The organism is Mesorhizobium sp. M2A.F.Ca.ET.042.01.1.1 (assembly GCF_003997405.1).
Classification (GTDB): domain Bacteria; phylum Pseudomonadota; class Alphaproteobacteria; order Rhizobiales; family Rhizobiaceae; genus Mesorhizobium.
This window is the reverse complement of record NZ_RZRX01000015.1, coordinates 1-25,883: the sequence shown is the minus strand read 5'-3', so window position 1 is coordinate 25,883 and position 25,883 is coordinate 1. Positions and strand designations below refer to the sequence as shown.

Annotated in this window: 18 protein-coding genes and 3 pseudogenes; 3 read left to right on the top strand and 18 right to left on the bottom strand. The window is 59.4% G+C overall.

What is annotated here, in order from left to right; translation table 11 throughout:
* Positions 1–105: 105 nt before the first annotated feature.
* Genes EOA23_RS04210 through EOA23_RS04190 form a run of 5 tightly spaced genes read right to left on the bottom strand, consistent with a single transcriptional unit; the run spans position 106 to position 5,757 of the window.
* Entirely contained in the window at positions 106–1,167 is a 1,062-nt protein-coding gene (locus EOA23_RS04210; RefSeq protein ID WP_126080663.1) for an ABC transporter ATP-binding protein, read from the bottom strand.
* Positions 1,160–2,167, bottom strand: coding sequence for an ABC transporter ATP-binding protein (locus tag EOA23_RS04205; RefSeq protein ID WP_126080662.1), 1,008 nt, complete (start codon positions 2,165–2,167; stop codon positions 1,160–1,162). The genes EOA23_RS04210 and EOA23_RS04205 overlap by 8 nt, the downstream gene beginning before the upstream one ends.
* Positions 2,164–3,096 carry an ABC transporter permease gene (locus EOA23_RS04200; protein WP_126080661.1) on the bottom strand — a complete coding sequence of 311 codons (933 nt, stop codon included), beginning with the start codon at positions 3,094–3,096 and terminating at the stop codon, positions 2,164–2,166. The genes EOA23_RS04205 and EOA23_RS04200 overlap by 4 nt, the downstream gene beginning before the upstream one ends.
* Entirely contained in the window at positions 3,093–4,091 is a 999-nt protein-coding gene (locus tag EOA23_RS04195; protein ID WP_281013029.1) for an ABC transporter permease, read from the bottom strand. The genes EOA23_RS04200 and EOA23_RS04195 overlap by 4 nt, the downstream gene beginning before the upstream one ends.
* A gap of 1 nt (position 4,092) precedes the next feature.
* A complete protein-coding gene (locus tag EOA23_RS04190; protein ID WP_245467327.1) occupies positions 4,093–5,757 on the bottom strand; it encodes an ABC transporter substrate-binding protein in 1,665 nt (554 codons plus the stop codon).
* Positions 5,758–6,136: 379 nt separating this feature from the next.
* Between EOA23_RS04190 and EOA23_RS36315 the strand changes: the two are divergent.
* Positions 6,137–6,257 (top strand): annotated as a pseudogene (locus EOA23_RS36315) (IS256 family transposase); the annotation flags it as partial.
* A gap of 402 nt (positions 6,258–6,659) precedes the next feature.
* Here EOA23_RS36315 and EOA23_RS04185 read toward each other — a convergent pair.
* Entirely contained in the window at positions 6,660–7,133 is a 474-nt protein-coding gene (locus EOA23_RS04185) for a hypothetical protein (RefSeq protein WP_126080660.1), read from the bottom strand.
* Positions 7,134–7,385: 252 nt separating this feature from the next.
* Between EOA23_RS04185 and EOA23_RS04180 the strand changes: the two genes are divergently transcribed.
* Entirely contained in the window at positions 7,386–8,393 is a 1,008-nt protein-coding gene (locus tag EOA23_RS04180) for a hypothetical protein (protein ID WP_126080659.1), read from the top strand.
* A 780-nt stretch (positions 8,394–9,173) separates the two neighbouring features.
* On the opposite strand, the gene EOA23_RS04175 is transcribed toward EOA23_RS04180, so the two are convergent.
* The 9 genes and pseudogenes from EOA23_RS04175 to EOA23_RS04135 form a co-directional block, all read right to left on the bottom strand.
* Positions 9,174–10,073, bottom strand: coding sequence for a hypothetical protein (locus EOA23_RS04175; RefSeq protein ID WP_245466449.1), 900 nt, complete (start codon positions 10,071–10,073; stop codon positions 9,174–9,176).
* A 565-nt stretch (positions 10,074–10,638) separates the two neighbouring features.
* Positions 10,639–12,080 (bottom strand): annotated as a pseudogene (locus tag EOA23_RS04170) (NAD-dependent succinate-semialdehyde dehydrogenase); the annotation flags it as partial.
* Between the two features lie 64 nt (positions 12,081–12,144).
* On the bottom strand, positions 12,145–12,930 hold the full coding sequence (locus EOA23_RS04165) for an SDR family NAD(P)-dependent oxidoreductase (protein ID WP_126080658.1): 786 nt from the start codon (positions 12,928–12,930) through the stop codon (positions 12,145–12,147).
* A gap of 12 nt (positions 12,931–12,942) precedes the next feature.
* The gene (locus EOA23_RS04160) at positions 12,943–13,959 is read right to left on the bottom strand and encodes a cyclase family protein (protein WP_126080657.1); all 1,017 of its coding nucleotides are present in this window, start codon (positions 13,957–13,959) and stop codon (positions 12,943–12,945) included.
* A 15-nt stretch (positions 13,960–13,974) separates the two neighbouring features.
* The gene (locus EOA23_RS04155) at positions 13,975–15,681 is read right to left on the bottom strand and encodes an acetolactate synthase catalytic subunit (RefSeq protein WP_126080656.1); all 1,707 of its coding nucleotides are present in this window, start codon (positions 15,679–15,681) and stop codon (positions 13,975–13,977) included.
* A 122-nt stretch (positions 15,682–15,803) separates the two neighbouring features.
* Positions 15,804–17,576 carry an ABC transporter permease subunit gene (locus tag EOA23_RS04150; RefSeq protein ID WP_126080655.1) on the bottom strand — a complete coding sequence of 591 codons (1,773 nt, stop codon included), beginning with the start codon at positions 17,574–17,576 and terminating at the stop codon, positions 15,804–15,806.
* A gap of 17 nt (positions 17,577–17,593) precedes the next feature.
* Positions 17,594–18,691, bottom strand: a complete 1,098-nt coding sequence (locus EOA23_RS04145) for an ABC transporter ATP-binding protein (RefSeq protein WP_126080654.1) — start codon at positions 18,689–18,691, stop codon at positions 17,594–17,596.
* An 85-nt stretch (positions 18,692–18,776) separates the two neighbouring features.
* On the bottom strand, positions 18,777–19,892 hold the full coding sequence (locus tag EOA23_RS04140; protein ID WP_127302983.1) for an ABC transporter substrate-binding protein: 1,116 nt from the start codon (positions 19,890–19,892) through the stop codon (positions 18,777–18,779).
* A 190-nt stretch (positions 19,893–20,082) separates the two neighbouring features.
* Positions 20,083–21,246 (bottom strand): M20 aminoacylase family protein, encoded by a 1,164-nt coding sequence (locus tag EOA23_RS04135; protein ID WP_126080652.1) that lies wholly within the window; start codon positions 21,244–21,246, stop codon positions 20,083–20,085.
* Positions 21,247–22,342: 1,096 nt separating this feature from the next.
* Between EOA23_RS04135 and EOA23_RS36045 the strand changes: the two genes are divergently transcribed.
* On the top strand, positions 22,343–22,564 hold the full coding sequence (locus EOA23_RS36045; protein ID WP_127256907.1) for a hypothetical protein: 222 nt from the start codon (positions 22,343–22,345) through the stop codon (positions 22,562–22,564).
* A gap of 146 nt (positions 22,565–22,710) precedes the next feature.
* On the opposite strand, the pseudogene EOA23_RS04125 reads toward EOA23_RS36045, so the two are convergent.
* From EOA23_RS04125 to EOA23_RS04115, 3 genes and pseudogenes are all read right to left on the bottom strand, one after another.
* A pseudogene (locus EOA23_RS04125) lies at positions 22,711–22,813 on the bottom strand (transposase); the annotation flags it as partial.
* 513 nt (positions 22,814–23,326) lie between these two features.
* Positions 23,327–24,496, bottom strand: a complete 1,170-nt coding sequence (locus EOA23_RS04120) for a Xaa-Pro peptidase family protein (protein ID WP_126080651.1) — start codon at positions 24,494–24,496, stop codon at positions 23,327–23,329.
* A gap of 493 nt (positions 24,497–24,989) precedes the next feature.
* On the bottom strand, positions 24,990–25,883 hold an 894-nt coding region (locus tag EOA23_RS04115), incomplete at its 5' end, for an ATP-grasp domain-containing protein (RefSeq protein ID WP_127302982.1).

Here is a 25,883-nt window from a genome sequence, read left to right as displayed (position 1 = left end):
GCGATATAGTGTAAACCGTTTAACGAGCCACGGTGCGTTATTACCAACATCCGTTAATTCCGTTCTGGCAGAATAGCGCTTCGAGTGCCCTATTATTACTTACTGTCAGACGGAACCATGGTCGGCACTTTTCAGGTTGGGTGTCGACAATTCTGCTTTCGCACCTGACGTCGGCAGCCAGCATGCGGACATATGCTGCGGCCCGACTTCGATGGCCGGCGGCTCCTCCTCCTTGCACCGGTCGAAAGCAAGCGGGCAGCGAGGATGGAAACGACAGCCCTTCGGCACGCGTGCGGCGCTTGGAACCTCTCCTTGCAACGCCGGCAGCTCGAAGCGACTTGCGTCGCTGCGAATCTGCGGCGTGGCGTTGCGCAACGCGACCGTATAGGGATGCCGGGGGTTGAATGTGATGTCATCGGCGCTGCCGATCTCGACCAATCTCCCAAGATATAAGACTGCAATCCGGTCGGCGATCAGCCAGGCGAGCGGCAGGTCGTGGGTGATGAACAGTAGCGCCATGTTGTGCTTGGCGCGCAGGTCAACCAGGACCTGAAGAATTTGTGCGCGTATCGATACATCGAGCATCGACACGGGCTCGTCGGCAACGATGAGCTCCGGCTTCACGGCAAGCGCTCCGGCAATCACGACGCGCTGGCGCTGGCCGCCGGAGAGTTCGTGTGGGAAGCGGGCGAAGAAATCACCGGGAGGATTGAGCCCGGCCGCCGAAAGCGCTTCGCTGACCCTTTCTGTGAGTTGAGCATGGTTCTTGACCAGCCGCAGGGAGCGCAACGGCTCTGCCACACTGTCGAACACGGTGTGTCGCGGGTTGAGCGCCTGATAAGCATCCTGAAAGATCATTTGCACGCGTCGCCGGTAGGGACGCAGAGCCGAGAAGCCCTTTGCAGACGTCATATCGCGGCCCTCAAACAGCAACCTGCCTCCTGTGGGCTGGGCTAGCTTGGTGATGACGCGGCCCACTGTCGTCTTGCCGCTTCCGGATTCTCCAACCAGGGCGACGATTTCACCTCGTCCAATGTTGAGGTCGACTCCATCCGCCGCACGCACCGCCCCGGCAGATCGCCCCAGGACCCGGTCGAACAGTCCGCCCTGGATAGGAAAATGGACCTTCAGGCTCTCGAGACTCAGGATGTCGGAGGTGTCAGGCATGAACTGCAACCCTGCCTTCTTGCGAGGAACGGTGAAGGTGACAGGCGACGCGTCCCCACCCGAACTTTTCGAGGCTGGGAACTTCGGTCGTGCAGACCCCCGTTGCTGACGGGCAACGTGGATGGAAGGCGCAGCCTGACGGTCGATTCATTAAGTTGGGAGGATCACCGGGGATAGGGCGAATTATCCGTATGCCGCTCGCCGGGTTGGGGATCGATTCGATCAGCAGGCGAGTGTAGGGATGTTTGGGCTTAGCGAAGATCTCCGCGACGGTTCCATCCTCGACTATCCGGCCGGCGTACATGATCATCACGCGATCACACGACTCAGCGACGACAGACAGGTCGTGGGTGATTAAAATGAGCGCTAGGTTAAGCTGCGATCGCAACTTCCCCAACAGCTTGAGGATCTGAGCCTGTGTGATGACGTCGAGCGCCGTGGTCGGCTCGTCACCGATGATGATCGAGGGGCGACATGCGAGCGCCATGGCAATCATCACTCTTTGACGCATACCGCCCGACAACTCGTGGGGATAGGCAGTGCCGCGATCCGTCGGAATGCCGACGAGTTCTAGAACCTCCCGTGCCCGCGCGGTCGCCTCGGCACGCGACATGCCGAGCTTCAGGATGCATGGCTCGGCGATTTGCTTGATAATGCGGTGAACGGGATTGAGCGCATTCATCGCGCCCTGGAAAACGACGGACGTCTCGGTCCAGCGATGTGGCCGCATCGCCGCATCATTGTCGATCGACAGCAGGTTACCACGATAGCGCACTTGGCCGCCGCTGACCCGTGCATTGGGCGATAGTAGACCAGCGATCGCCATGGCGGTGGTAGTCTTGCCACTGCCCGATTCACCGACGAGGCCAACGGCCTCTCCAGCCTGGAGCGCGAAGCTCACGCGGTCGATCGCTCGCAATGAAACGCCCTTGAGCCGATACTCAACAGAAAGCCCGTCGACTTCCAAAAGCGATGCCTTGTCTTGGGAGAGGTTTGTCATGGGATCACCCTCTGCCGTGGATTGAACGTGTCGTCGAGGGCATTGCCGACCAGGACGAAGCTAAGGGAAACCGCGAGGGCGCACAGCCCGGGGGCGCCGAGGTACCACCAAGCTCCGGTACTGGCCGCACCGGCGCGCTGAGCGAGCGAAAGCAAAGTGCCCCATGAAGGCTGCAATGGGTCGCCAAGCCCGAGGAACGAGAGCGACGTCTCGACATAGATTGCGCCAGCGACGACCAGCGCACCATTCGCTGCGATTTGCGGAACGAGATTGGGGAGGATATGCCGCACCATGATGCTCAAATTGCTGCTGCCCACAACTCGTGCGCGATCAATGAATGTTCGCTCCTTAAGCGATAGTGTCTGACTGCGAACGATACGGGCGACAAACGCCCAGCTTGTTATGCCGATGACGACAAGGATCACGAAGAGGGAAGGACGGAAGCCGAGGATTTCTCTGCCCCGCCCCATTACTTCGAGCACCACGGGTGTGATGACCAGCGCAAGGACGAAGGACGGCATGACGAAAAAGAAATCCGTCAGCCGCATCAGCCAGACGTCAACTCTGCCACCGTAGTAGCCAGCAATGATACCAACCGTAGTGCCGACGACGAGGCTGATGACGGTCGCCAGCAGCGCGATCGTGAGCGATATCCGGGCACCATGGACGACCAGATTGAGCACGTCACGCCCCACCTCATCGGTCCCCAGCAGATGCTGGCTTGATGGTGGAACGAGGAAATCACCAGTTGCGGTGGCTACGGTCTCAAGTGGACCTACGAGGATATTGGGCACAGCAGAGAGGACAAGGAAAAACACCAGACACAACAGGCCGAGCTGAGCCCCGGCGTGACCAAGAAGATTGGATAGAAAGCTCTTGATCGCTCTCGCCCGGCTACGCGAGGAATATCGCACGATACTTTCACTCATTGCCGGATTCGCGGATCAAGAATGCCGTAGGCAAGATCGGCTAGGAGGTTCGCGACAACGATCGATACACCAAGCAACAGGAATATCCCTTGAAGAACTGGGTAGTCCCGCGCGTTGAGCGCTTCGACCGTGAGACCACCAATTCCCGGCCAGGCGAAGACGGCTTCGACGGTGATCGCACCAGCGACCACGTAGCCAAGATTGAGAGTAATCAAGGTCACGAGCGGCAGCATTGCGTTACGAAATGCATGGCGCATCAGCATCTGACCGTTGGTAAGTCCCTTGGCGCGTGCGGTCACCATGTAGTCCTCAGTAACGACGTCACTCATCGCTGCACGCGCGACCACAACGTATTGCCCGATCAGCCCAAGGGCTACCGCGGCGACCGGAAGTGCGAGATGTCGCAAGTAGTCTAGGATCTTATCAGTTGAACCTATGCTAGCGCCGGGTGAATAGATGCCATAACCCGGAAACCACCCCAATGCCGTGCTAAAAATGACTACTAGTACCATAGCAAGCCAGAAAGACGGCGTAGAATAGAGCGCTAGAGATGCTCCCATGGCGATACGGTCGACAGCTCCTCCTCTGCGCCAACCCGCATAGAGCCCAAGCATGACACCGCATAGCATGGCGATTAATTGGGCCAAGCCAACCAGGGCGATGGTGGCCGGCAAGCGCTCCCAAATAAGGTCAGAGACAAGTCTACCCCTGAACTTGAAGCTGTAGCCGAGATCGCCATGTAGAGTTGCCGACAGGTAGTCAAGTATCTGGTCCGGGAAAAGCGGCCGGTCGAGTCCCCAGTTCTGGCGCTGCGCCTCGATCCGTTCAGCGGACACGCTCATCCGAGCACCGCCAAGCAGAAGCGCTGCAGGGTCACCGGGAATGACCCTGAACAGGACGAAGTTCAGTGTGGCCACCATCGAAAGAGTTATGGCCGCCCTGATCAGGACATTCCCAATGCGGCTTGTTCGCCCTTCCTGTGCGTTGCCAGCCACGTTAGATCGGCCTCAACCGATCGAACGGGAAATAGCTCCAATCCGATATCGCGTCCTCCGGTCCCCAGCCCTGGAAGCAGTCCTTACGATAGGCACCGAGCGTTAAGGGGTGACTCAGAATGATATACGGCGCCTCAGCATAGATGAGGCGCGCTGCCTGATCGACCAGCTCCTGGCTCCTCTTCAGGTCGACGGTACGGTCGACCTCAGTCAGGAGCGCGTCGAACTTCTCATTTGTCCAGTACGATCTGTTAGTGAGGCCGATGGACTTGCTACTGCCCAAGACGAGCAGGTCGTGAGGCGAGGAAGACAGCCAGTTGCTGGCGATTAGCAGATCCCAGCTTCCGCCGCCGTCCGTCGGCGCTGTCGTGCGGGCTGTGAGCGCACCGGAATCGAGCTGGGTCACCGACACGGGAATGCCAATTTGTCCCAGCCAGCCCGCAACAAGCTGCACGGCTGCAATCGGAATCTCGCTCACACCCGAAGCCTTTCCTGTGATTAGCTCAAGCTGTAAGCTCTTTCCCTCCTTGTCCTCCCGGACACCATCGCCGTTCGTGTCCCGATATCCGGCCGCGTCTAGCCGACGACCCGCCTCGGCTAGATCGAAGCGGCGCCTGATGTCGCTTAGGTCTGAGTAATAGTCGGCGGCTACCGGCATCACAATTCCGACACCAGGGTCTGCGTGCCCGCGGTAGGCGCGATCCACGATCGCTTTCTGATCGATCGCATAGCCGATCGCGTCGCGAAACGCTGGATCCTGCAGGGCCTTGGTGCTGCCCGCCCCCTTCCCGGAGGCCGTATTAAATGCCAGATAGTCCCGCTGCTCCACGCGAGATTCATAGACCCCGATATCGCTCTCCTTCGAGAAGGCAGCCCACTGTGCGGTTGTCACGCCCCCACAATCGAAGCTCCCACTCTTCAGACCCTGGGCAATTGGATCCTGCGTGGTGAAGAAGTGGATAATCATCCCGGCCGTCTTCGGCTGCTCAGTGCGAAAATACGCGTTTGGCGTAAGGCGCACAAATTGGCCTTGCTGAAACTCCGCAACGATCATAGGCCCAGTTCCCACCAGCGGCGGGTCGTTGCGAAAAGTGCTGCGCGCATCCGCGTAGCCGATGTCCTTCCAAACGTGCTCAGGGACCATTAGAACGAAGTTGTCAATTGGCCAGCGCGTAGGAGCCTTGGTCACGATCCGCAGAGTTTCGTCATCAATGGCCGTAACGGATGCGACTTGTTCCATGCCGTCTGTGCTGTTTTGGCCAATATTCAGCTCGTCTGGCTTGCCCACGGAGCCAAGCAGATAATTATAGGTGAACGCGGCGTCTCTGGCGGTGGCGGGTTGGCCGTCCGACCACTTCATGCCGGGCCATACCTTGATTGTCCAAGTGAGCCCGTCATCAGCAACGGCCCACGCCTTCGCAAACCCCCTCCGGTCAGGGTGTCGCTGGGCGTCAACGCCGACCAGCGAATCGTAGGACAAGACAAGCGGCCAGAACGAACTCCAGGTGGCGAATGGATTCATGGAATCGGGAGCACCCATCGAGCCGACACGCACAATATGGTCGCTACAAGACGAAGCGAACGCCCTTGAGTTAATGACCCACGGGGCAACCGATCCCACCAGCATTGCTTTGACGACCGCACGGCGATTCATAGACCACATCATTCTGGTCCTCCTTTAAGCCTCGCCACGCCGCATTCCCGCACCTCGTCGCGCCCATTTGGAACTGATGGCCAGCGCGTGCACAAGGTAATTGGTGTGGCGGTTCCCCTTTATAGTCTTAAGTTAGATTTCTTCGACAGCTGCTGAATTGGCAAATAGAGACTCGATATAATCGCCATCTAATAAGTAGATGGCTAACGACTCTCCCCGCCCAGATGGACGCTTTCTGTCGACGGTGCAGCTCTGAAAATCGCACCTGTTGATTCCCCGGTAATCGACCAGCGCTGCCGCCAAAGACATTCTGCTTCCAGCCCCGCAGGTCCGCACGAAGTGATCCGTGCGGATGCAGGAGGTGCTCGAGGCCGAGATGGACGAGGGCGGCCTCAACGAGGAAATCCGCCGGCGCACCTGTGTCGTGCTCATCTTTCCAAAACATAGAGATGCCGCCCCCGTCAGGACATTGGCTGTCGAAACCAACGAAAACGGATGGCGCCAACCGCTAGATCAACATGGACGATCTGCGTGAGCACAAGAAACATGCTCTGCGCCAAGCCGCGCGACCAGCACCATGGCTGTCCCATTTTACTGATGGGGTGGATGCCAGCCTTCTCCGACGGCATCGCAATGTGCCAAGTTGGTGGTGTTAGCGCCACGCAAAGGAGAGGCAGGCATCGATGGAAAAGTTACTATCATTGGGGTCGATCTGGGAAAGAACGGCATTCAGCTGCAGGGGGCGGCAGCTGATGGATCGGTTGTATTCCGCAAGAAGCTGTCGCGCCTGCAGTTTTGCAAGTTCATGGCGAGTCAACCGGCATGTGTCGTGGCAATGGAAGCGTGCGGCAGCTCCCACTACAGACCTGTCAGATGGCTCGGCTTGGCCATGAGCCAAGACTGATTGTCCCGGCCTATGTCCCAAACCGTCCGTCAAGCGGCAGAAGAACGACGTCGCCGAAGCGGAGGCGATCGTCGAAGCAGCGCAACGACCGACAACGCGCTTTGTCGAACCGAAGACCAAGGAGTAGCAGTCCCGGGCTATCGTGTTTCGCACCAGAGAGCAGTTCGTGAATCAGAGAACCGAATGGGTGAATGCGTTGCGCGCGCACCTCTAGGAGTTCGGTTATGTTGTTCCGCAAGGCATCGGCCACCTGCCACGTCTGGCAGAGATCGTCGAGGACGAGAGTGCAGACCTGCCGGATCTGGTCCGCGACATCTGCAGCGCTCTTGACCAAATCAAACAGTTGAGCAGCCGTTTCGCGGCATTGAAGAAGACGATCGACATGCTGTCCAAGCAAGCTGCAACATCTCGGCGCTTGCAAACCATGCCCGGTGTCGGCCCTATTGCTGCCCTTGGCATTTTCGCCACCGATGGAACCCTTCAAGTGCGGTCGCGATTTCGCCGCCTGGCTCGGGCTGGGTCCCTCGGCAGAAGTCAAGCGGCGGCATAGGCACAAGTGTCCCGCGCGGGCGCGCCGCGAGACACATAGCGCTTGCCCCTTTATTCGCACCGTCTCTTGGTGGCACGCGGATTGCATAGGACTCCGTGAAGGCGAGCGCGGATAAAGCGGGCTGTTCCCTCGAGAAAACAAATCCGAGCGAATGAAGTGCAGAACCGAACCATCAAGGAGTACGTCATGCGAGTAGCCGTCGTCCGGAATCGTGATTTTACAGGCGTGATCAACCGATTCGGTCAGCCTTATCCACAGCCCCCGCAGCCTTGGCCGCCCGGCGAGACAGTCGAAAGGGCGGTGGCGGCACTGCAAGATGGCGGCCATGAAACGCTTTTGTGTGAAGGCGACAAAGGACTGCTCAATACGCTCGAGCGCTTCATGCCACCCGATCCGCAAGCCCGCCCTTCAGGATTTGTTTTCAACCTGGCGGAGGGGATTCAAGGAGATTACCGTTTCACGCACGTTCCGGGCATGCTTGAGATGGCCGGCGTTCCATACACCGGATCGAGCCCACTCGGGCATGGACTGACGGACGACAAAGTTATCAGCAAGACGCTCATGCGCAGTTGCGGCGTGCCGACGCCGAACTTTCGCATCATGCGCTGCGGCACCGACAGCACCGGCGATTTGCGATTCCCACTTGTGGTGAAGCCGCGCCGTGAAGACAACAGCTTCGGTTTGCAACTCGTGCATGAGCCCTCTCAGCTGGCGCAAGCCGTCGAAATGATCATTGGGCAATATGGGCAGGATGCGCTAGTGGAAGAATACATCGATGGGCGGGAAATCCATGTCGCGCTGCTGGGAAACGGAAAACCCGAGGTGTTGCCCTTCGCAGAGATCGACTTCGGCGAACGCGAAATTGGCCTTTTGACTTGGGAAGCGAAGTACCTGCCTGCCGAGCAGGCGTCGACGATTTGCCCGGCGCGAGTCGGGAGCAGTCTTGCGACTTTGCTGCGGGATATTTCGATTGCAACCTTCCGTGCCTGCGAGTGCCGGGACTATGCACGCCTCGACGTCCGGATCGACCGCTCCGGCCAACCCTTTGTGCTGGAGATCAACACGATGCCTGGGCTCAGTATGCAATCCGAATATGTCCTAGCCGCAATCGCCGCTGGGCACAGCTATTCGAGCTTGATCAATCGCATCCTTGATGTGGCCCACAAGCGGTATTTCGGGATCGGCATCCCGTAGCCGGTCACGCGTCGAGTCGGCGCCCACTCGGTGCCCCATCAGCGTGGCAGCCGAGACGTCGCCAACCGATTTCGGTGCTGCGCCGAGTGCGAGGCGGCGGTGATGACGGCGGTCGACATGAGATGTTGGTCGCAATGCTCGACTGCAGAAACTGACCGCGATCTGGAGTGCGCTCTAGGGTTACACCGATCGGGCTGCGGTTTTGCTCGTCTGCCGGATGTGTTAATCCTCGATCGTTGCGGGCCGGGAGCCGCTGGACGCGGCCTGGCGGCGGCTTTCTGCGCTCGATTGCGGCGCAACGGCGACCGTCGGGGGGCATCGATCGCGCGGGCGATGGCGTAGCCGACGATCATGCGCGACCAGACGTCGAGAATGACGGCGACGTAGACGAAGCGGGCCGGTAGCGCGGCATAGGTGATATCGCCGACCTAGAGTTGGTTGGCAGGTCGGGACAATGTCCTTTTGCCAGATTGGAGTAGATCGGACTGCTATGAATGCTGTCGGTCGCGGCGACGAACCGGCGTCTGACCTTCGGTTGCAGGCCGTGATCGCCCTAGAAATTCCAGCTCCTGAGCCTGCTTGCCGATCAGCTGCGGCGATTCGCGCCTCATTTCCGTGATCAGAGCGGCCGAAGCCGTATGTTCATCGAACCACTCCACCTGCCTCTGCCAATCCAGACAAGGATCAGGGTGCGGGTGATGTCATGCCGTTCCCCCAAATGTGCAGCGTCTCGCCCGACAGATTTTCCTGCACGGCCAACGCTTAAAGGTGACGCTATAACTACGATGTCTTGCCATCGCTCATGGTCGACGTCGACTGACAGGCGTCGCTTGAGGGAGCTGGCGACCCGGCCGCTGGTGCCCATCGCGACGCCGTGAAGACTTTCACTCGCCTATCCAGATAAGCGCCTTCATCCCGGTCCTTCACTATTTCTGCGAGGGTCCGCTGATTGGTTTCGAATGATTCGGTCCACGCCGCGCTGGTGAATAACATTCGGCTCAGCATCACCGTGTCGAAAACAGGCAGCCCAGTCAACCGGCGTATGATCGGGGACACCAGAGGGAATGCGGTACATTCACACAGAAAAGCCGCGATGTGCGGATATCTCCTTCTCAGTCGCGTGACGCACGCCGTGACATCGTCCTCGATTTCAGACACTAGCGTGCGCCGCGGCGGGCGCTGCATTTCGTTATCCAGGAGCTTTCCACCTTCGATACCGCCGACCACTATCCGCGCACGCTCGGCCGGGTCGTCGATCCCGAATAGGCCTTCGCTGCAATGCGTGGAATCGGCAGTCAGTACCGCGAGCTTGGCGCCGGGTGGAAGCTGACGTAGCAGGGTCGGTATAAGCAGGAGACTTGACAGCGCCACGGGTACGTTCACCGACGCGGCCACCGCTGCCTGATGTCGGATGGCGAACCCACAGTTGGCGATCACGGCAACGGCGCCCCGTTCGACCAAGCGTTGCGCTGACGTGACGTAGGCCGGTTCAAGCGACGGATCGCCTCGGATGACGCGATCCGCCCAAGCACCCTCCACTGTCTCGATGATGATCGGAAAGTCGTAAGTATCTGGATTGAGCAGGGAACCGGGATACGTTTGCGGAGGTTTCTCGCCCGGCGCGAGCCCGCGCTCAAGCTCGAGAAAGCCTAAGGAGGCAGGAGGTCTATGTGATGTCACGCGGGGAACCTCGAGCAGTATTCTATATCATCATCATCGGAGGCAGCGCCGCCCTTGCGGGTGGTCACGTGCCCATGTGATCGCACTTGTGCCGGCCGGTCAAATATCGAATGCAGGCGGCACCATCGTGAGGCCAGATGGCTTTCCCGGCGACGTCGCGGCTGTCTCCCCGCAGCAAACCAGCCGCATATCTGCATAGCGACCGTTTCCCGGCATCTGCGGAGCGTCATGCGCGTTGGCGGCATCCGGCCGAAATAACGTCTGTATGTCCGGACGTGAGCTCTTACGGAATCGATTCTGTAATTCTGTGATTCAATCCGGACATGCAGATCGGCTACGCGCACGTTTCGACGGCCAGAACTTGGACCTGCAATGCTCTGATGCTCTGATGCGCGCCGGCTGCGAGTAGATCTTCGAGGAGACGCAATCCGGCCGGACCGGCAACAAGCGTCCCGCGCTCGAGGTCGACAGCTTGGGATCATCCAGACCGCTCATGACCTGCAGCAACGCGGTCCCTACCCGGCTTAGTGCAGGAGATAACTCTCTGCCCGGGATCCTGGAGGGACAGGCATAGATACTTCAACTCGGTGTAGTCCTCGAGGCCGTACTCGAACCTTCGCGGCCGATGCCGGACTGCTTGATGCCACCGAACGGCGCAACCTCGGTGGAGATGAGCCCCGTGTTGATGACGACCATGCCCTATTCCAGCGCCTCGGAGACACGGAAGATCCGGGATGCATCGCGGGTGTAGATGTAGGACGCGAGACCGAACTCGGTAGCGTTTGCGCGCTTGATGACCTCTTCTTCCGTATCAAATCGGAAGAGAGGCGCGACCGGCCCAAATGTCTCTTCGCGCGCGACCTTCATCTCCTGCGTTACATCGGTCAGGATCGTCGGCGTGAAGAACAGCCCACCTCTTTCGTGCGGTTCGCCGCCGGCGACGACTTGAGCACCCATTGCACATGCGTCGGCAATGTGCTCCTTCACTTGGCGGCGGCCTTCTCCTCGATGAGCGGTCCGATCGCCACGCCTTTCTCGAAGCCGTCGCCGACCTTGAGGCTCCTGACGCGCTTCGTCAACGCCGCCGCGGCGGCATCATTGATCCCGGACTGCACGTAGAGGCGGTTGGCGCACACACAGGTCTGCCCGGCATTGCGGAGTTTCGACAGGATCGCGCCTTCGACGGCAGCATCCAGGTCCGCGTCGTTGAAGACGATGAAAGGGGCGTTGCCGCCGAGTTCGAGGCCAAGGTTCTTGATCCGGCCGGAAGCCTGCCGCATCAGCGTGCGGCCAACCTGCATAGAGCCTGTGAACGTGATCTTGCGAACCTTGGTGTTCTCGCAGAACGCCTTGCCCACCATGACCGCGTCCTTCGAAGTGATCACCGAGAACAGTCCGCCCGGCAGTCCCGCGCGCTCGGCGAGCAGCGCCAGTGCCAGCGCCGAGAGCGGTGTCTGGGCGGCGGGCTTGGAGACGATGGCGCAGCCGCAGCAAGCGCTGGCGCCACCTTCCTCGCTAGCATCTCATCCGGGGAGTTCCACGGGGTGATCGCACCGACCACGCCGACCGGCTGGCGTATTACCATAATGCGCTTGTCGTCCTGATGTCCGGGAATGACGTCGCCGTAGGACGCTTGCTTCCTCGGCGAACCACTCGACGTAGGACGCGCCGTACAGGATCTCGCTGCGCGCTTCGGCGAACGGTTTGCCCATCTCGGCGGTGAGGACGGCCGCGAGATCGTTGGCATTCGCGACCATGAGGTCATGGAGGGCGCGCAGGACCCCAGCTCTCTCCTTGCCTGTGCGTCGGGTCCATTCCCGTTACGCGCGGTGCGCGGGGTCGATGGCCTGCTCCACCGTATCCCTTCCGACATCGGGGACCGACGAAACGACCGCGCCGGTCGAGGGGATTGGTCATGTCAAAGCGACGTCCGCCCGAAATCCATTCGCCGGCGACATAGGCGCGTTCGATCAGAAGAGAAGGAACGGCCAGTCCCTCCGGCATCATGGTAAGTACACCCATACCCAGAGCTCCACTTTCAAGTCTTGTAAGTATTCAGCCGCCAGGCGGATCAGATCATGAATGAGCCGCCGTTAACGTCGAGCGTGACACCCGTGAGGAAGGCAGCGTCTTCAGATGCCAGGTAGGCGACCGCAGCGGCGATGTCGTCACCGGTGCCCAGTCGGCCGACAGGAATGCTGGCGACGTAGGCCTGGTTAAGTTCGGCACCAGCCGCGGCAGCCATCGGAGTTTCGATGCGACCCGGCGCAATGGAATTCACCGTGATGTTCGCTGAGCCGACTTCAACCGCAAGGGTGCGGGCAAGGGCCATCATGCCGGCCTTTGACGCGGCATAGTGTGCTCCTGCAATCTCGGTTTTCGTTCGGCCGGCCACCGATGCGATGTTGATGATCCGGCCCCATTTCGCCGCCCGCATGTGGGGAAGACAAGCCCGGCAGCAGAGGAAGGCGCCTGTCAGATTTACTTCGAGAACCTGACGCCACTCCACGGCGAGCATCTCCTCAACCGTTGCCTTCCGTCCGCCGTGTTTCGGAGAGATTCCCGCGTTGTTGACCAGGATGTCGACCCGCCCGAATCGAGCCGATGTAGCCTGGACCATTCGCGTGACATCAGCGTCTGTGGACACATCAACGCGCACCGCCAAGGCCCGCCCAGTACAGTCCGAAGACAGGGTCGAAATGCTGGCGTTCAGGTCACTCTCGGAGAGGTCCGCCAGCACAACATTGGCGCCGGCGTTGAGAAACCGGGTGGCGATCGAAAGTCCGATGCCCCGCGCGGCGCCTGTCACCAGAGCCACCTTGCCGGCGAATGCGGTCGCGTGCGAAACCTGGTCCACGACCTACTTCTCCTACACTGTGGCGACGGGTGTCAGCGGCAAGCCGAACGAGCCGGGCAGGCGCAGAGGCGGAGCGGTAAGGAAAAACCGGCTAAGGTTATGATCTCTTAGCCACGCAGCCAAGTCCGATAGATACCAGAGCTCGTCAAGGCCAAGCTTGAATAGACAATGCTGGTGCAGCGGCAGGCCGGCGCAGTGGTCGCAGCCGTCCGGTACGCGATTCGGATACGCCTCCACCGCGAAGTTGTCGGCAACCAGCGCGGCGATACCGCAGTCGTCGATCCACCGGAGCAGCCTGTCGTCCCGCCCCTCTAGTACGGCGCAGGCATTGTGCAGAACACGCGGATCCGGGCTGCCGTCCATGTCGACAACAAGTTTGGCGAATCCGGTGTGAACGCACAGTATGTCGCCCGCCTCGACTTTAACGGACTGAGTCTGCATAGCACGCACTAGGGCATCGTAGCCGACCAGGGTTCGGTCCCGTCCATAGATCCTGCCTAGGTCAAGCAGCACGCCCCAACCTTGGACGCAGGTCTCGGCGAACTTGTCGATGCCTAATCGGCGCGCGCGAGCTCCGCCTTCGGCATCGGGTCCAAGAACATCCGTGCCGCCCCTGAAGCCATTATAATAGACGATCTCAGCGGTGCCGTCATCGTCGGTGTTGAAATGCTGCCCGATGTGGCTAAGGGCGTCCCACTGCGTCGAATATTGTGTGAATAGTGTCACGCTGTCATCGCAGGACGCGTCAATGTAATGAGTGTTCTCCAGATATAGGGGATAGTTCACCGCCGGCAGTCCCTGCTTGCGTATCGCCACATGACGACGCGGCGGCTTGCGGTTCGGATTGAGCGCAGTCCCGCCGGGGAGATCCAGTGGCAAGCTGAGGCAGAAAGCCCGGCCGGTCCTGATCTCGGCGGCCGCTTTCAGTCGGATGTCATCCGTGATCAGGTTGAGGCGCCCGACTTCGTCGTCGGCGCCGAACAGGCCCCGGTTTGCGCCTTCCGGCTTATTGTTCCATCGGTTGCCCACGTAACGCCATTCCGCTCAGTGATCCAGGGTCCCGGCAAACAGCGAAATCGGAGGATGCGCATCGGGATCCGTCATCACCTCGATGAGTGTCGGCCGCTCGGCGACGAGGGCTCGCTTGAGGACCTCCGGCAGAGCCGCAGCGTCCTCGACTCTTATCCCTTCGCAGCCACAGGCGCGCGCAATCGCCGCGTGATCAACCGCTGCAAAATGGCAGGCTGTGGTATAGGCCCCAAACTTCACGGTTTCTGCGTCCTTCTGGAAGCCGAGGATGCCGTTGTTCAGGACGACGACCGTCACCGGAATTCCCATGCGGACCATCGTCTCCAATTCGGCCCAGGAATGGGCAAAGCCGCCGTCCCCGACAAGCGCCACAACAGGTGCCGAAGGCCGCGCGACTTTTGCTCCAATGGCGAGCGGAAGGCCCCATCCGAGCCCGGCGAGCCCACGGGGTGTGAGGAAGCGCGTCCCTTCCCGTGGCGCTCGCAGATGACCGACGACCCACATCGATGAGTAGCTTGCATCAGCAGTGATGATCATCTCTGGCTGGAGCAGATTCTGCAGTTCCGCCATCACGCGTTCTGGCCTGATCCCTGCGGTTGCCTGCTTTAGAAGGGGTGCCCTGACCGTCTCGAACTGGCGCCAGGCATCGGCAATCCGCTCGGCCAGACCGGGGCGCGCCTGTGACCTTGCCTTGAGATCTTGGGTCTTGAGGGCCTGCGTGAGTGCTTTGAGGGTTTCTGCTGCATCCCCGACGAGGCGGACTGCCTCGTAGTTGCGCCCGATCTCCTGCGGGTCAAGGTCGATCTGGATGATCCTTGTACCCGGACGAATGAGGCGCCAGCTGTCGGTGCCGTTCTGGTTGTTTCGTGTTCCAACTTGCAGGATCAGGTCGGCATCCTCGACCAAGCTCCGCGTGAAGCGGCCAAGCGATGTTGGCCCTACGAGGGATCCGAGCACGCCGAATGAAAGGGGGTGGAATTCATTGACGGCACCCTTCCCCATGTTCGTCGTGAATACAGGGAGCGAGGCAAATTCCTGAAGGTTCGCCAGAGCCGATGGCGCGCCGGTGGAAAGGGCGCCCCCACCCGCCATGACCACCGGGCAATGGGCTTTCGCGATTAGGAAAGCCGCTTCGGCAATGCTGGCATCCGACGGCCGGGTCCGGTCGAGGGGCCAGGCGCTGAGGCATGCCTCGCGCTTGTGGGCGCTGGGCTGGGCTGTCTCGCGGAGCAGGTCAGCCGGCAGTAAAAGGACGGCAGGCCCCGGCCGGCCACTCGCCGCAGCCACGAACGCGGCGTCCACGTAGTCGTCAACCCGATCCGCGGTGCCAATACGGCGCGTCCACTTGGCGCAGGATGCGAAAAGCGCCAGGTGATCGAGTTCCTGAAAGGCATTCTTATCCACCTGCAGTCGCTCTACCTCCTGAATGAGAGCCACCACGGGGATGCTGGCCTTCAGGGCCTCGGCCAGCGGTGCAACGAGCAGTGCCGCTGCTGGACCGTTCTGGGCGGTGACCACCGCGACCTGTCCCGAGGCCCTCGCGAAACCATCGGCCATCGCACCACCCATATTCTCCTGGCGGTAGGCGATTTGACGGATTCCGATTTCCTCCGCAGCGAGGATCACGGCGGAAGGAAGGCTCTGACCGAATATGAACTTCACGCCGTGGCGCGACAACGCACGAGCGATTGTTACGGCAACGGTAGGTTCGATTTCTGTCATCGTGTTTCTTCCTATAGAGTTCTGAATGGTCAGGCGCAGAGTGACCGCGGCCCCAAGGCGCGTAACATGCCGTGCGGTTGACACGCTGGCACTGCCCGGGAGCCCTAACGAGTAGTGCGGATTCAGACCGCGGCGAGCATGCGGGCTGAGGCAGCTTGCATTCTGGATCTTGACCGCCACCAGATGAAGTACATGGCGACGAGCCAGAGCACGGGCAGAAGCATCAGCAGCGACGCCACCGCGGCGACGGTGGGGTCGATTTCATGCCGGATGTTTTCCCACATCTTTAAGGGAAGCGTGCGTATGGATAGACCGCTGACGAGCAAGGATATGACCACTTCGTCGAACGAATGGAGGAACGCAAAAACCGCCCCGCCGAGGATGCCTGGCCGGATCAAAGGCAGAGTCACCCTCATGAATGTCCGGAACGGCCCGGCCCGCATGCTCTTAGCGGCTTGCTCAAGACTAATGTCAAAGTTGGCCAGCGTTGCCGCGACGACAACTACGACATAGCTCATAGCGCCAATGCTGTGCGCCAAGACGATGCCTGTCTTCGATCCGACTAGGCCGAAGGATACCAGACCAAGGTAGGCTGCGATGCCGACCACGATCACCGGAAAGGTGATCGGTGCTAGGAGGACCAACGTGAGCACGTTGCGCAGCATTGGCGCGCTGCGACTGAGTCCATAGGCGGCCAGCGTGCCGAGTATGGTCGAGATTATGGTTACCGAGATTGCAATTTCGAAACTGCTCAGCGCGGCCCCGTTCCACGACGGATCGGCAAAAAACGAACGATACCATTGCACGGAAAAGCCGGATGGAGGGAATTCCAACTGCGTTCCGGCGCTAAAAGACACGATGATCACCACCACGCCCGGGAAGAGGAGAAAGAGTAGGGTGAATATGACTACCGTGATCCCTATGAACCTCCACACATGGGTGGCGTCGCCAGCGCGGTAAAGATGCATGTTCCAGCGACGCGCCCGCCGAAGCGTGCCGAGCTCAGTGAGATGTCGCACCAAGGCCCCCGCTGCGGGAAAACGGTTTCGCCGATCCGACGCAGCATTGCCTTTGGGGCCGGCCGGATTGAGTCTGAGGACGGCGAGCACCGTCATCGCGATCGCGAGGAGAATAAATGACGCTGCCCCTATCCGGCCGAGATTGAATGAGCTTTGCACCTCAGCCGCGATGAAAGTCGAGAGCATGGCATCGCGCAGGCCACCAAGGGCTGCGGGCGTGATGTAGAATCCGAGGCTCAGGATGAAGACGAGCAACGCACCACTGCGTAAGCCGGGCAGACTGAGCGGTAAGAACACGCGCCAGAAGGCCGAGAACGGACGCGCGCCCATGCTGCGCGCGGCTGCCACTTGCGACTTATCGATGCCGAGCATCACGCTCACTAGCGGCAGGATCATGATCGGCAACATGATGTGGACCATGCCGATATACATGGCCATACGGTTGTAAATCAGAGGCAGAGGACTGGTGATGACGCGCAGATCGAGCAGCAGGTTATTGATAAGGCCGCGGTCACCTAGGATCATGACCCAGGCGTAGGTTCGGGCCAGCGAACTCGTGAGATACGGGATCAGGACGAGGATGACCAAGACAGACCGGACCTGCTTCGAAGCAGCCGTGATCAGGTAGGCCGTCGGGTAGCCGATGATAGCGCAGATGACCGTGGCTACGATGCTTACCTCGATGGTCTGGATGAGGACGCGAACGTTCGCAGGATGCACGAAGAACGTCACGTAATTGACGAGGGAGAGCGCGGGGGCGTTGATGCTGTTTAAGAAGAGCTGGACGATCGGTATGGCAAAGACGAGTAGCAGGAGGCAGAGCGCCGGAAAGGTCAGCACAACAGAGGCCCGCGTAAGCTTTTGTAAAGTCAACATCTGCGAGTCCCCTGAGATCACGTCGTGACGAAGCGGATGTCCGATCTCAACCAGTCGAGCTGAATGGTGTCCCCGATCTGGAAGATCTGACGCCCCGCGGCGACGTGTTCGCGTATGACCACGTCGTTATCGCCGACAGCCACATGGTATCTTCGCAGCGGGCCGGCATAGATCATATCGGTCACGGTGCCGGCGACATGCTGGCGCTGATCGGCGTCGGCACTCTTCGTGGCGCCAGGGGCGGAGATCCGTATACGTTCCGGCCGGATCATCGCGACGGTGCCGTCCGGTTGCGGCGTATCCGACTCAACAGCGAATGACGGATCATCGAGGATGTTGGCGTCCCCAAGGAAATTCGCGACAAACCGGGAGACAGGACGGTCATATAGCGCCTCAGGCGTGTCAGTTTGCTCAATTCGTCCAGCGTTCATCACCACGATCCGATCGGAAAGCGTGAGCGCCTCCTCCTGGTCGTGTGTGACACACACCGTAGTGATTCCGAACTCTTTGTGAAGCCCCTTGATCTCACCCTGCATTTGCTCACGCAAGTTACGGTCTAGTGCTCCCAACGGCTCGTCTAGCAACAAGATTGGAGGGTCGGCTATGAGGGCCCGGGCGAGCGCCACGCGCTGCTGCTGCCCACCGCTGAGCTGTGATGGCATGCGGTCACCCAAGCCGTCCAAATGGACACGTGACAGGATGCGTTCGGCTCTCGCGGCCCGCTCAGCCGACCTGATGCCGCGCATCTCGAGCGGAAATTCAAGGTTGCGGCGAACGGTGAGGTGCGGGAAGAGCGCATAGCTTTGGAAGACGACGCCCTGATCGCGCCGATAGGAAGGTACCGAGGCGACGGACTTCCCAGCGATGCGGATATCACCTTCGGTAGGCGCCTCGAACCCCGCCAGCAGCATGAGTGTCGTCGTCTTGCCAGAACCGCTCGGACCAAGGATCGTGAGGAACTCGCCGCGCCCAACGGTCAACGACAGGCTCCTGACCGCAATGACCTGACCGTATAATTTGGTGACGTTCCGAAATTCGATTTGCTCGGAAAGAGCGAGTTTCTCCAATGGTCTATCCTTAGCTAGCGGATGCAGCGTTCTGACTGGTGCATTCATGTTCGTCACTCCAAGCCGAACGATGACGTGCTGGTTCGGTGCGGCACGTCATCGGTAAATGCCGTCGCAAAAGGCCGACAGGGGCTTAAAGCAGGATCCACTCGTTCCAGCGCTGGACCAGCTTTTCGGTGTTCGTGAGCCCGTCCGATCCCTTCTCGGCGTACCATTTCGAGTCGATTAGCACACTTGACCTCAGGTAGTCGGGGTGGCTGGCCAGCGAGCGCCCAATATCTTCCGGTAGAACCTTGAACGCGTTGAGGTTGCTCGGGCCGAACGGCATGAGTTGTGAAAATGCTGCCTGACGGTCGGCGCGCGCGGTAAATGCGACAAACTGTTGCGCAGCGTGCGCGTTAGGAGACCCCTTCACAATCTGCCAGTAGTCCCAAGTTATTTTCGCCTGGTTACGATTAATTTCAAGCGGTGCTCCCTGCTTGATCAACGTGCCGGCCCTACCATCATAGGCATTTACAAGATCTACTGCCTTGTCATGCATCATCTGCTGGATTTCGGACCCTGTTCCCCACCATTTGCGAATATCGGGCTTTATTCTGTCCAAACTTTTGAAAACACGATCTAGGTCCATAGGATATATATCCTTTGGATTTACGCCATCGGCGAGAAGGGCTTCCTCCCAAGGGCCTTCTGAACCATATTGGCCGCTGACAAGACTGCGGACACCCGGGAAACTGTTCACGTCCCAGAATTCCGCCCATGTGGTCGGCCGCAGCTTACCCGCTGGGAATTTTTCGGTATTGTAGACCATGACGAACGCATAAACTACGTTAGCTACGCCAAACGGCTGCTTTGCGAAGTCGGCGAGCCCGTCTAGGTCTTCATTCCTGTAAATAGAATAATCGATCGGCTCAAAAAGACCCTTTTGGGACAACTCGAACGAAGATCCCTGGTTAGCGGTGACAACATCGACGGTGACGTTATTCTGCGCAACCATCATCTCGATCGATGCCCGGTCGCCCTGATCGGTAATCGGGGTCATCTTAATGCCTGTTTCGGCTTCAAATGGTTTTACATAGGCCTCAATCATCGCCTTTCCGGCATCGCCACCGTAGACAAGGACGCGCAGTTCGCCAGGAGTCTGCGCCGATGCCTTGTTACTGGCAATGGAAGGAAGTGCGCCGGCAGCCAAGGCGGTTGATGCTGCCTGCAGGAAACGCCTGCGGTTAATGATAATAGAGAAGCTCATGGCCATTCCCCTTTTTTAATGTTGAGCATAATTGAATATGCAATTTTCGCCGACCCAGCGGACGGCCGCAATCGAGACTTCGCGAAGTGATCTACGTGGCGGTGCCGACGCGGTCCTGTCCTGCGCGTTTCACGGTCAACTGAAGCATCTCTCGCCGTTCAGCCCGGTTCACGAGCCGTAACCCGACAAGTCAGGCCGCCAGAATCTTCTCGACGAGGGTTACCCAATAGCCCACGCCATACGGGATCGCCTCGTCGTCGAAATCGTAAGCGGGATTGTGCAAGCCCGGCGTCGAGCCGTTCCCCAAGAGGATGATCGCGCCCGGCCGCGCTTCCAGCATGTAGGCAAAGTCTTCGGATCCCATCGAAGGCTTGACGTTGTCGTTTACGGCGTCATGGCCCACGAGGCCGCGGGCTGCGGTGATCGCGAAATGTGTTCCGGCCGTGTGATTGAATGTAAGGGGTTCGAGCCGCCGATGCCTGAACTCAATTTCCGCGCCCATCCCGTGGGCCACGCCCTCGGCGCATAACCTGATCTGCCGCTGCGCCAGATCGCGCACGGCGGAGGTCAGACTCCTGACAGTCCCACCCATTTCGACCTGGTCCGCGATGACGTTGTAGGCTTGGCTCGCCGTGAACTTCGTGACAGAAACGACGAGGGCGTCAGTGGGGTCGGTGTTGCGGGACACCACGGTCTGGAGGGCAACGATGATTTGTGCGGCGGTGACCACAGGGTCGACAGTCCTGTGGGGCGAAGCTGCATGCCCGCCCCTCCCCTTGACGATGATGTCAAACTCGTCAAGCGCCGCCATCATACCGCCCTCCCGGATGGCGAACTGGCCAATGTCAGTGCCGGGTGAGTTGTGCAGGCCGTAGACCTGGGAGATGTTGAAGCGCTCCATGATTCCTTCCTGGACCATCTTCAAAGCACCTCGTCCATCTTCCTCGGCGGGCTGGAAGATCAAAGCCGCTGAGCCTTTGAAGTTGCGCGTCGCGGCGAGGTGTTTTGCAGCCGCCAATAGCATCGCGGTGTGGCCGTCATGGCCGCACGCGTGCATCTTGCCGGGTATCCGCGAGGACCAGGCCTTGTTCGACGCTTCCAGGATCGGCAGGGCATCCATATCGGCGCGCAGTCCGATCGTCGGCCCCTCCCCGCCCTCACCCTGGATCAGGGCAACCACGCCGGTCTCGGCGATGCCCGTCTCGATGTGATTGATACCGAAGGAGGCCAGCTTCTCAGCAACGAACTTCGCCGTATTGTGCACCTCGTATCCCAGTTCCGGATTCTGGTGCAGGTAGCGGCGCCATTGCGTGGCTTCTTCCTGGAGATGTCGGAAAGTGTCGACGCTGTACATCTATTAGTTCCCAGCTTTTTCTGTCCTAGTGCCTTATTTAAGCGAGCATCATTCCGCAGCACGATTTCGTCAAATGCCTTTTGTGTATCATCGACATCTAGTAACGAGATGGACCCGAGGCTCGCTTTTCAGCACAGAGGTCGGTCCCGGCCAGCACATGCTAGGTCGCCGTGGGGCAAGTCGGTTACGGAACTGACCCTTGGATGTCTGCGTCCTCGCGCGTCGGCCCGGCCCACCGAATTAAGATCGTGAGGCCCTCTCTGACCAGATCATCCATGACAGCGTGGACCGCGGCCTCGGCGATGGCACTAGTCACGGGGCGGCGGAAGCTAGGATTTCCCTCCGACATCGAGCATAATCAGGCTGCGATCGAAAAAGGGTCCGGGAAGCAGCGTCATTGTCGCAAATCACAGCATCGATGATCGCCGTCAGGTGGCTAGGGCAATTGTTTGGTCGTGATCGATCTTGTTTCGTAGGCGACCGGGGTTGTCCCTCCGGAGATAATGAAGTCGGCCATGACCGGGTAATTTCAGCAGGGAGAAAGGGAGCGCGTTGAATGCATGTCCCCCTGCGGGCCTAGGCATGAAGAGGTCGTTGCCTTCGAGGCCGCCCAGTCCCGCTGACGCGTTGGCAAATTGGTCGTGGTTTAAGGCCGGGGCGAAGAACGTCGCCAATCGGCGAGGGACGCAAAAAGCCATTGTCGCGCTTGCCAGAAGACTGGCGGTGATCATGCCTCGCACGTGGCTGGACGCCACCGAACTTCGCTGGAAACGGCAAGACACCATGCTTGCGGCCACCTGACCCAATTGTATGGACCGGCTGCTGATCGCAAGTGAGGCGTGGAGGATAGCGGAAGTCGCTCATATGTATCCGGCCCTTTTGGTCGGCTCGCGTGTCATGGCCTTGATGGGGAATTCGCACGCACCGTTAATCTCATTAGCGGATAGGTTGCCAGGCAACCATTTGGGTCAAACAGATTCCGGGTGCGTTCATATTCGCTCCATGCTTCTCGCGCACTGGGGGGTGGCGGTTTAGATGGCCGTCACCTCGTTTCGGTGCTGCCGAATGTCCAGCCATTGCGCAGCACGGTATTGCCGTGCTGCCCGGCGCGAGAGCACTTCGCAACTCGCAGTTCGCAATCCTGGAGAACCGTGCCGACGAGATATCGCCGCGCATGAGCGATCCGATCGTTGGACTCTACGAGGACTGGCTGTGGCTCGACGAGCTCATCGAAACGGTCAGCCAGGAGATCGAGGAGATCAGCCAGAACGAGGCGAACTGCCGTCGCCTGATGAGCGTGCCGGCGTCGCGCCGATGATCTCCTGGTCGCGGCGATCGGCACAGCGAAGCCTTCGATCGCTGTCGGGACTTTGGCGCTTCAGCGATAGCCAGTGCCGTGGCGAGCTTGCTGCGATGAAGCCGCGGCGCGGCATTCTGCAGCCATGCGCCGAAGCTGGCCGCCTGGATTAACAGAATTCGCAGATAAGCGGCTTCCTGGTTTTGAGATGCGGCGGACAGTCGGCTTCCCTCCGGTACTGTATTGCCGTGGCACGAGGCCAAGCCATGCGCCTGTTCGATGAGGAAGGCACGGATCTGGAAATCGTCGCGGTGCGCCGCGAGACCAGCCGCGATCGCAGCCATCGGGCTCGTAGCTCCATCAAAGCCACGTCGCGCACGCGATGACCTGCCGGCCAACACGACCGGCCAGTCCCCCGCGGCACAGCCGAAGCCAAGTCAGGACGAGGAGATGGTCGCCAACCGATCGAACAATCGAATAGGACATGAAGCACTAACAAGCTTGACCGCAATCGCTCCAGAAGCCATCGCAACTAGTGTCACCTCAAATCCGCCAACTGGCGGACAGAAGTCCTTCGGAGGGAGTTCGCTACGGTCCACGTGCTGATCGCATCATTGAATCAGACGCCGAACAGATCTTTCCGCCATTCTTCTAATCCCAAGAGCCAATCCGGAGAGAAGCAAGACCCTCCGGAGGACATCAAAACGCCGGCGATTCGGACAACTTAGAAGCGCCTGACATCAACACGATCGAATAGATAGGCGACCGGACACGATTGCCCGTTCAGATTTCGAAGATCTTCCGCGGCGTGTTTGTGATTACCTCAGCGCCGGTGCCGGCGACCCGGAATGTCTCGCTGATCACGTAACCGAAGTCGTCCTCAATCCAGTTGCCCAGCATCAAATGAAAGGTCATGTTCGGCTTCAGCTCAGTCGTGTCGCCATCCCGGAGGCTTGCAGTCGGTTCGAGCCAGCCAATGCCGTGCGCGTAGCCGCAGCGCGTTTCCTTTTCGAAACCGTGTTTGCGGAGCGTCTTGTAGAACGCGTTGGCCACTTCGCTGCACGTTGATCCCGGCCGGACTGCGGCGAGTGCCGCCTCAAGGCCTTCGACCTGGGCCTCATGAATGCGGCGCAGGCGTTCGGACGGGGCGCCGATCGAGAAAGTACGCATGAGGCCCGCGGAATATCCATGGCGAGTGCCGCCGAGTTCGAGATTGATCTGGGACCCGTCGCGGAACACGTCCCCCGTCCACGGAATGTGACAGGTACCTATCCGAGGCGAGGCGCAGAGATAGAAGGCCTTCAGCGCCGTTCCCGGCTTTCCATTCGCTCCCCGGATTAACGCCGCCGCGATCTCTGCCGCCGCGTCGGCTTCCGCTACACCGGCACGTATGACTTCGCTGGCGCGCTTCATCGCGGCGTCGGAAATGGCGGCGGCTTCCCGCATGACTTCTATTTCGAGATCGGATTTGACTAGGCGGAGCCAGCTGACAAGCTTGGTGCAGTCTACAACGCGAGCCTCAGGCAGCCGTGACTTGAACTTTTCCGATGTCGCTGCAGGCAGGCTCGACATCTCGATACCCAGCCCCCGTTTCGCGAGACCAGCTTCATTCAGGAAGTCGATGACGGCATCGTATCCGTCGTTGGCTAGATTGCCAATGAGCGCTTCCGGGTAGCCGATGATCTTATCCTGTTCCATGAAACATTCGTACATGGCCGCCGGCGCATCGCAACGACGAAGGATGAATGTCGGCTCCTCAGCCACCCCGTCAATCACAAGCGCCTGAGGAACATATCCGGACGGCGTGGTATAGCCTGAAAGATAAGTGATATTGGAAGCGTCCAAAACGAGCAGTACGTCCACGTCGCGTCCCTCCATTTCAGCCTTCACGGCGGACAGCCGGCGCAGGTATTCAGTGCGTGGAAATGCCTGTACACCCTTTGGGATCGTCATGAGTCTACTCCATTGATTTTTGAGGTTTGCATTCGCGCAACAATGACACAGCCTCCGCTAAGACTGGCCAGCACAATCCGGTCGCTGAGGCTTGATCGTCCTGTGCTTGTTGTTCAACTCGCGGCTAGAGAAGTCAGACGATTGAACGCCCAGCGGCCATGGTCAAATGCAGTTTCCATATCGACGTCATCTGGCTGCAAGATGTCTCCGAGAGACTTGTTCAGCAGGTGGCGGCCGCCTGATCAAGCGAAGCCTAGCTCGCGCAAAGCCCCTTTGGAGCGCAGGTAATCAGTCGCCACTCACGATCGTGTCGCGGAAAGCAAAGCACGAGGCTTCTGTGAATCAGCAAAAATCAACCGATCGCGATTCGCCACGGATCGCAAAGTATAGCTATGGCTCCGCATCTCTTTCGTGCTCTCAATCGCACCAATGTTCGGCAACGATCACTCTTTGGCTGGGACATCTGCGCTGGTGCGGAGAGACGAGGAACCGATTATTGTTCCTGTTCAGTCGGAAATGGTGTGATCGACCAGTCGATTAGGTCGATGGCTTGCTGGAGTATCGACTTTGTCCGAGAACGGTTGGATGAAACGGCGATAATGTACCCCATGGAGTCTCGGTAATCGCCCTTCCTGATGATCGGCGTCTTGGGCTCAACATAAAATTTGACTTCGGCGACACCCGGTACAGCAGCAGCCTGACTGCCGCCATGGATCCAATCGAGGATGCCATCGCGATCAGGAAACAATGAGCGCCAGGCCGCGATATGTGAATGGCTTTTGCGCAGGTTACATTCGCGACCGATGACAAGCTTGATGTGTTCGGTGACGAGGTCGACTCCGTAAGCCAGATGAACCGGTTGAGGACCACCACCAAGCCGCGGGTTGACTTCAATAACGACTGGACCACGTGTCGTCCATCGGAATTGGATACTGGTTGGCCCCCAGCCAAGGCCGAGAGATCGCAAGCAACTCAGCGAAACATCGGCCATAAGTTTGTACTCGTCATCAATGAGCGGGGCTGGGAAGGTTCCTTCACTACAGACGAAATGCGGCTGGCCGCCATATACAGCAGCCTCTATCCCAACGATTTCATTTCCCATTGCGTAAGCGCCGTAGTCTGGACCATTCGCGTATTCTTCAACAAGTATCCTCGGTGAAGATCGCCAAATATGCTTCCCACCCAATAGGTAGGTGGTATGTTCGGCTAACTCATCGACGGTGCTGCATAATCGCACACCGATGCTGCCGCTGCCTATGACTGGCTTCAGAATCACCGGCAGGCCGATCTCGGCGGCAGAGATTTCAACCTCCGCTGCATTCGCTGCTAAGCGATAAGCAGGTATTGGAATGCCGGCCTCCGCGAGGAGCTGACGTTGAGTAAATTT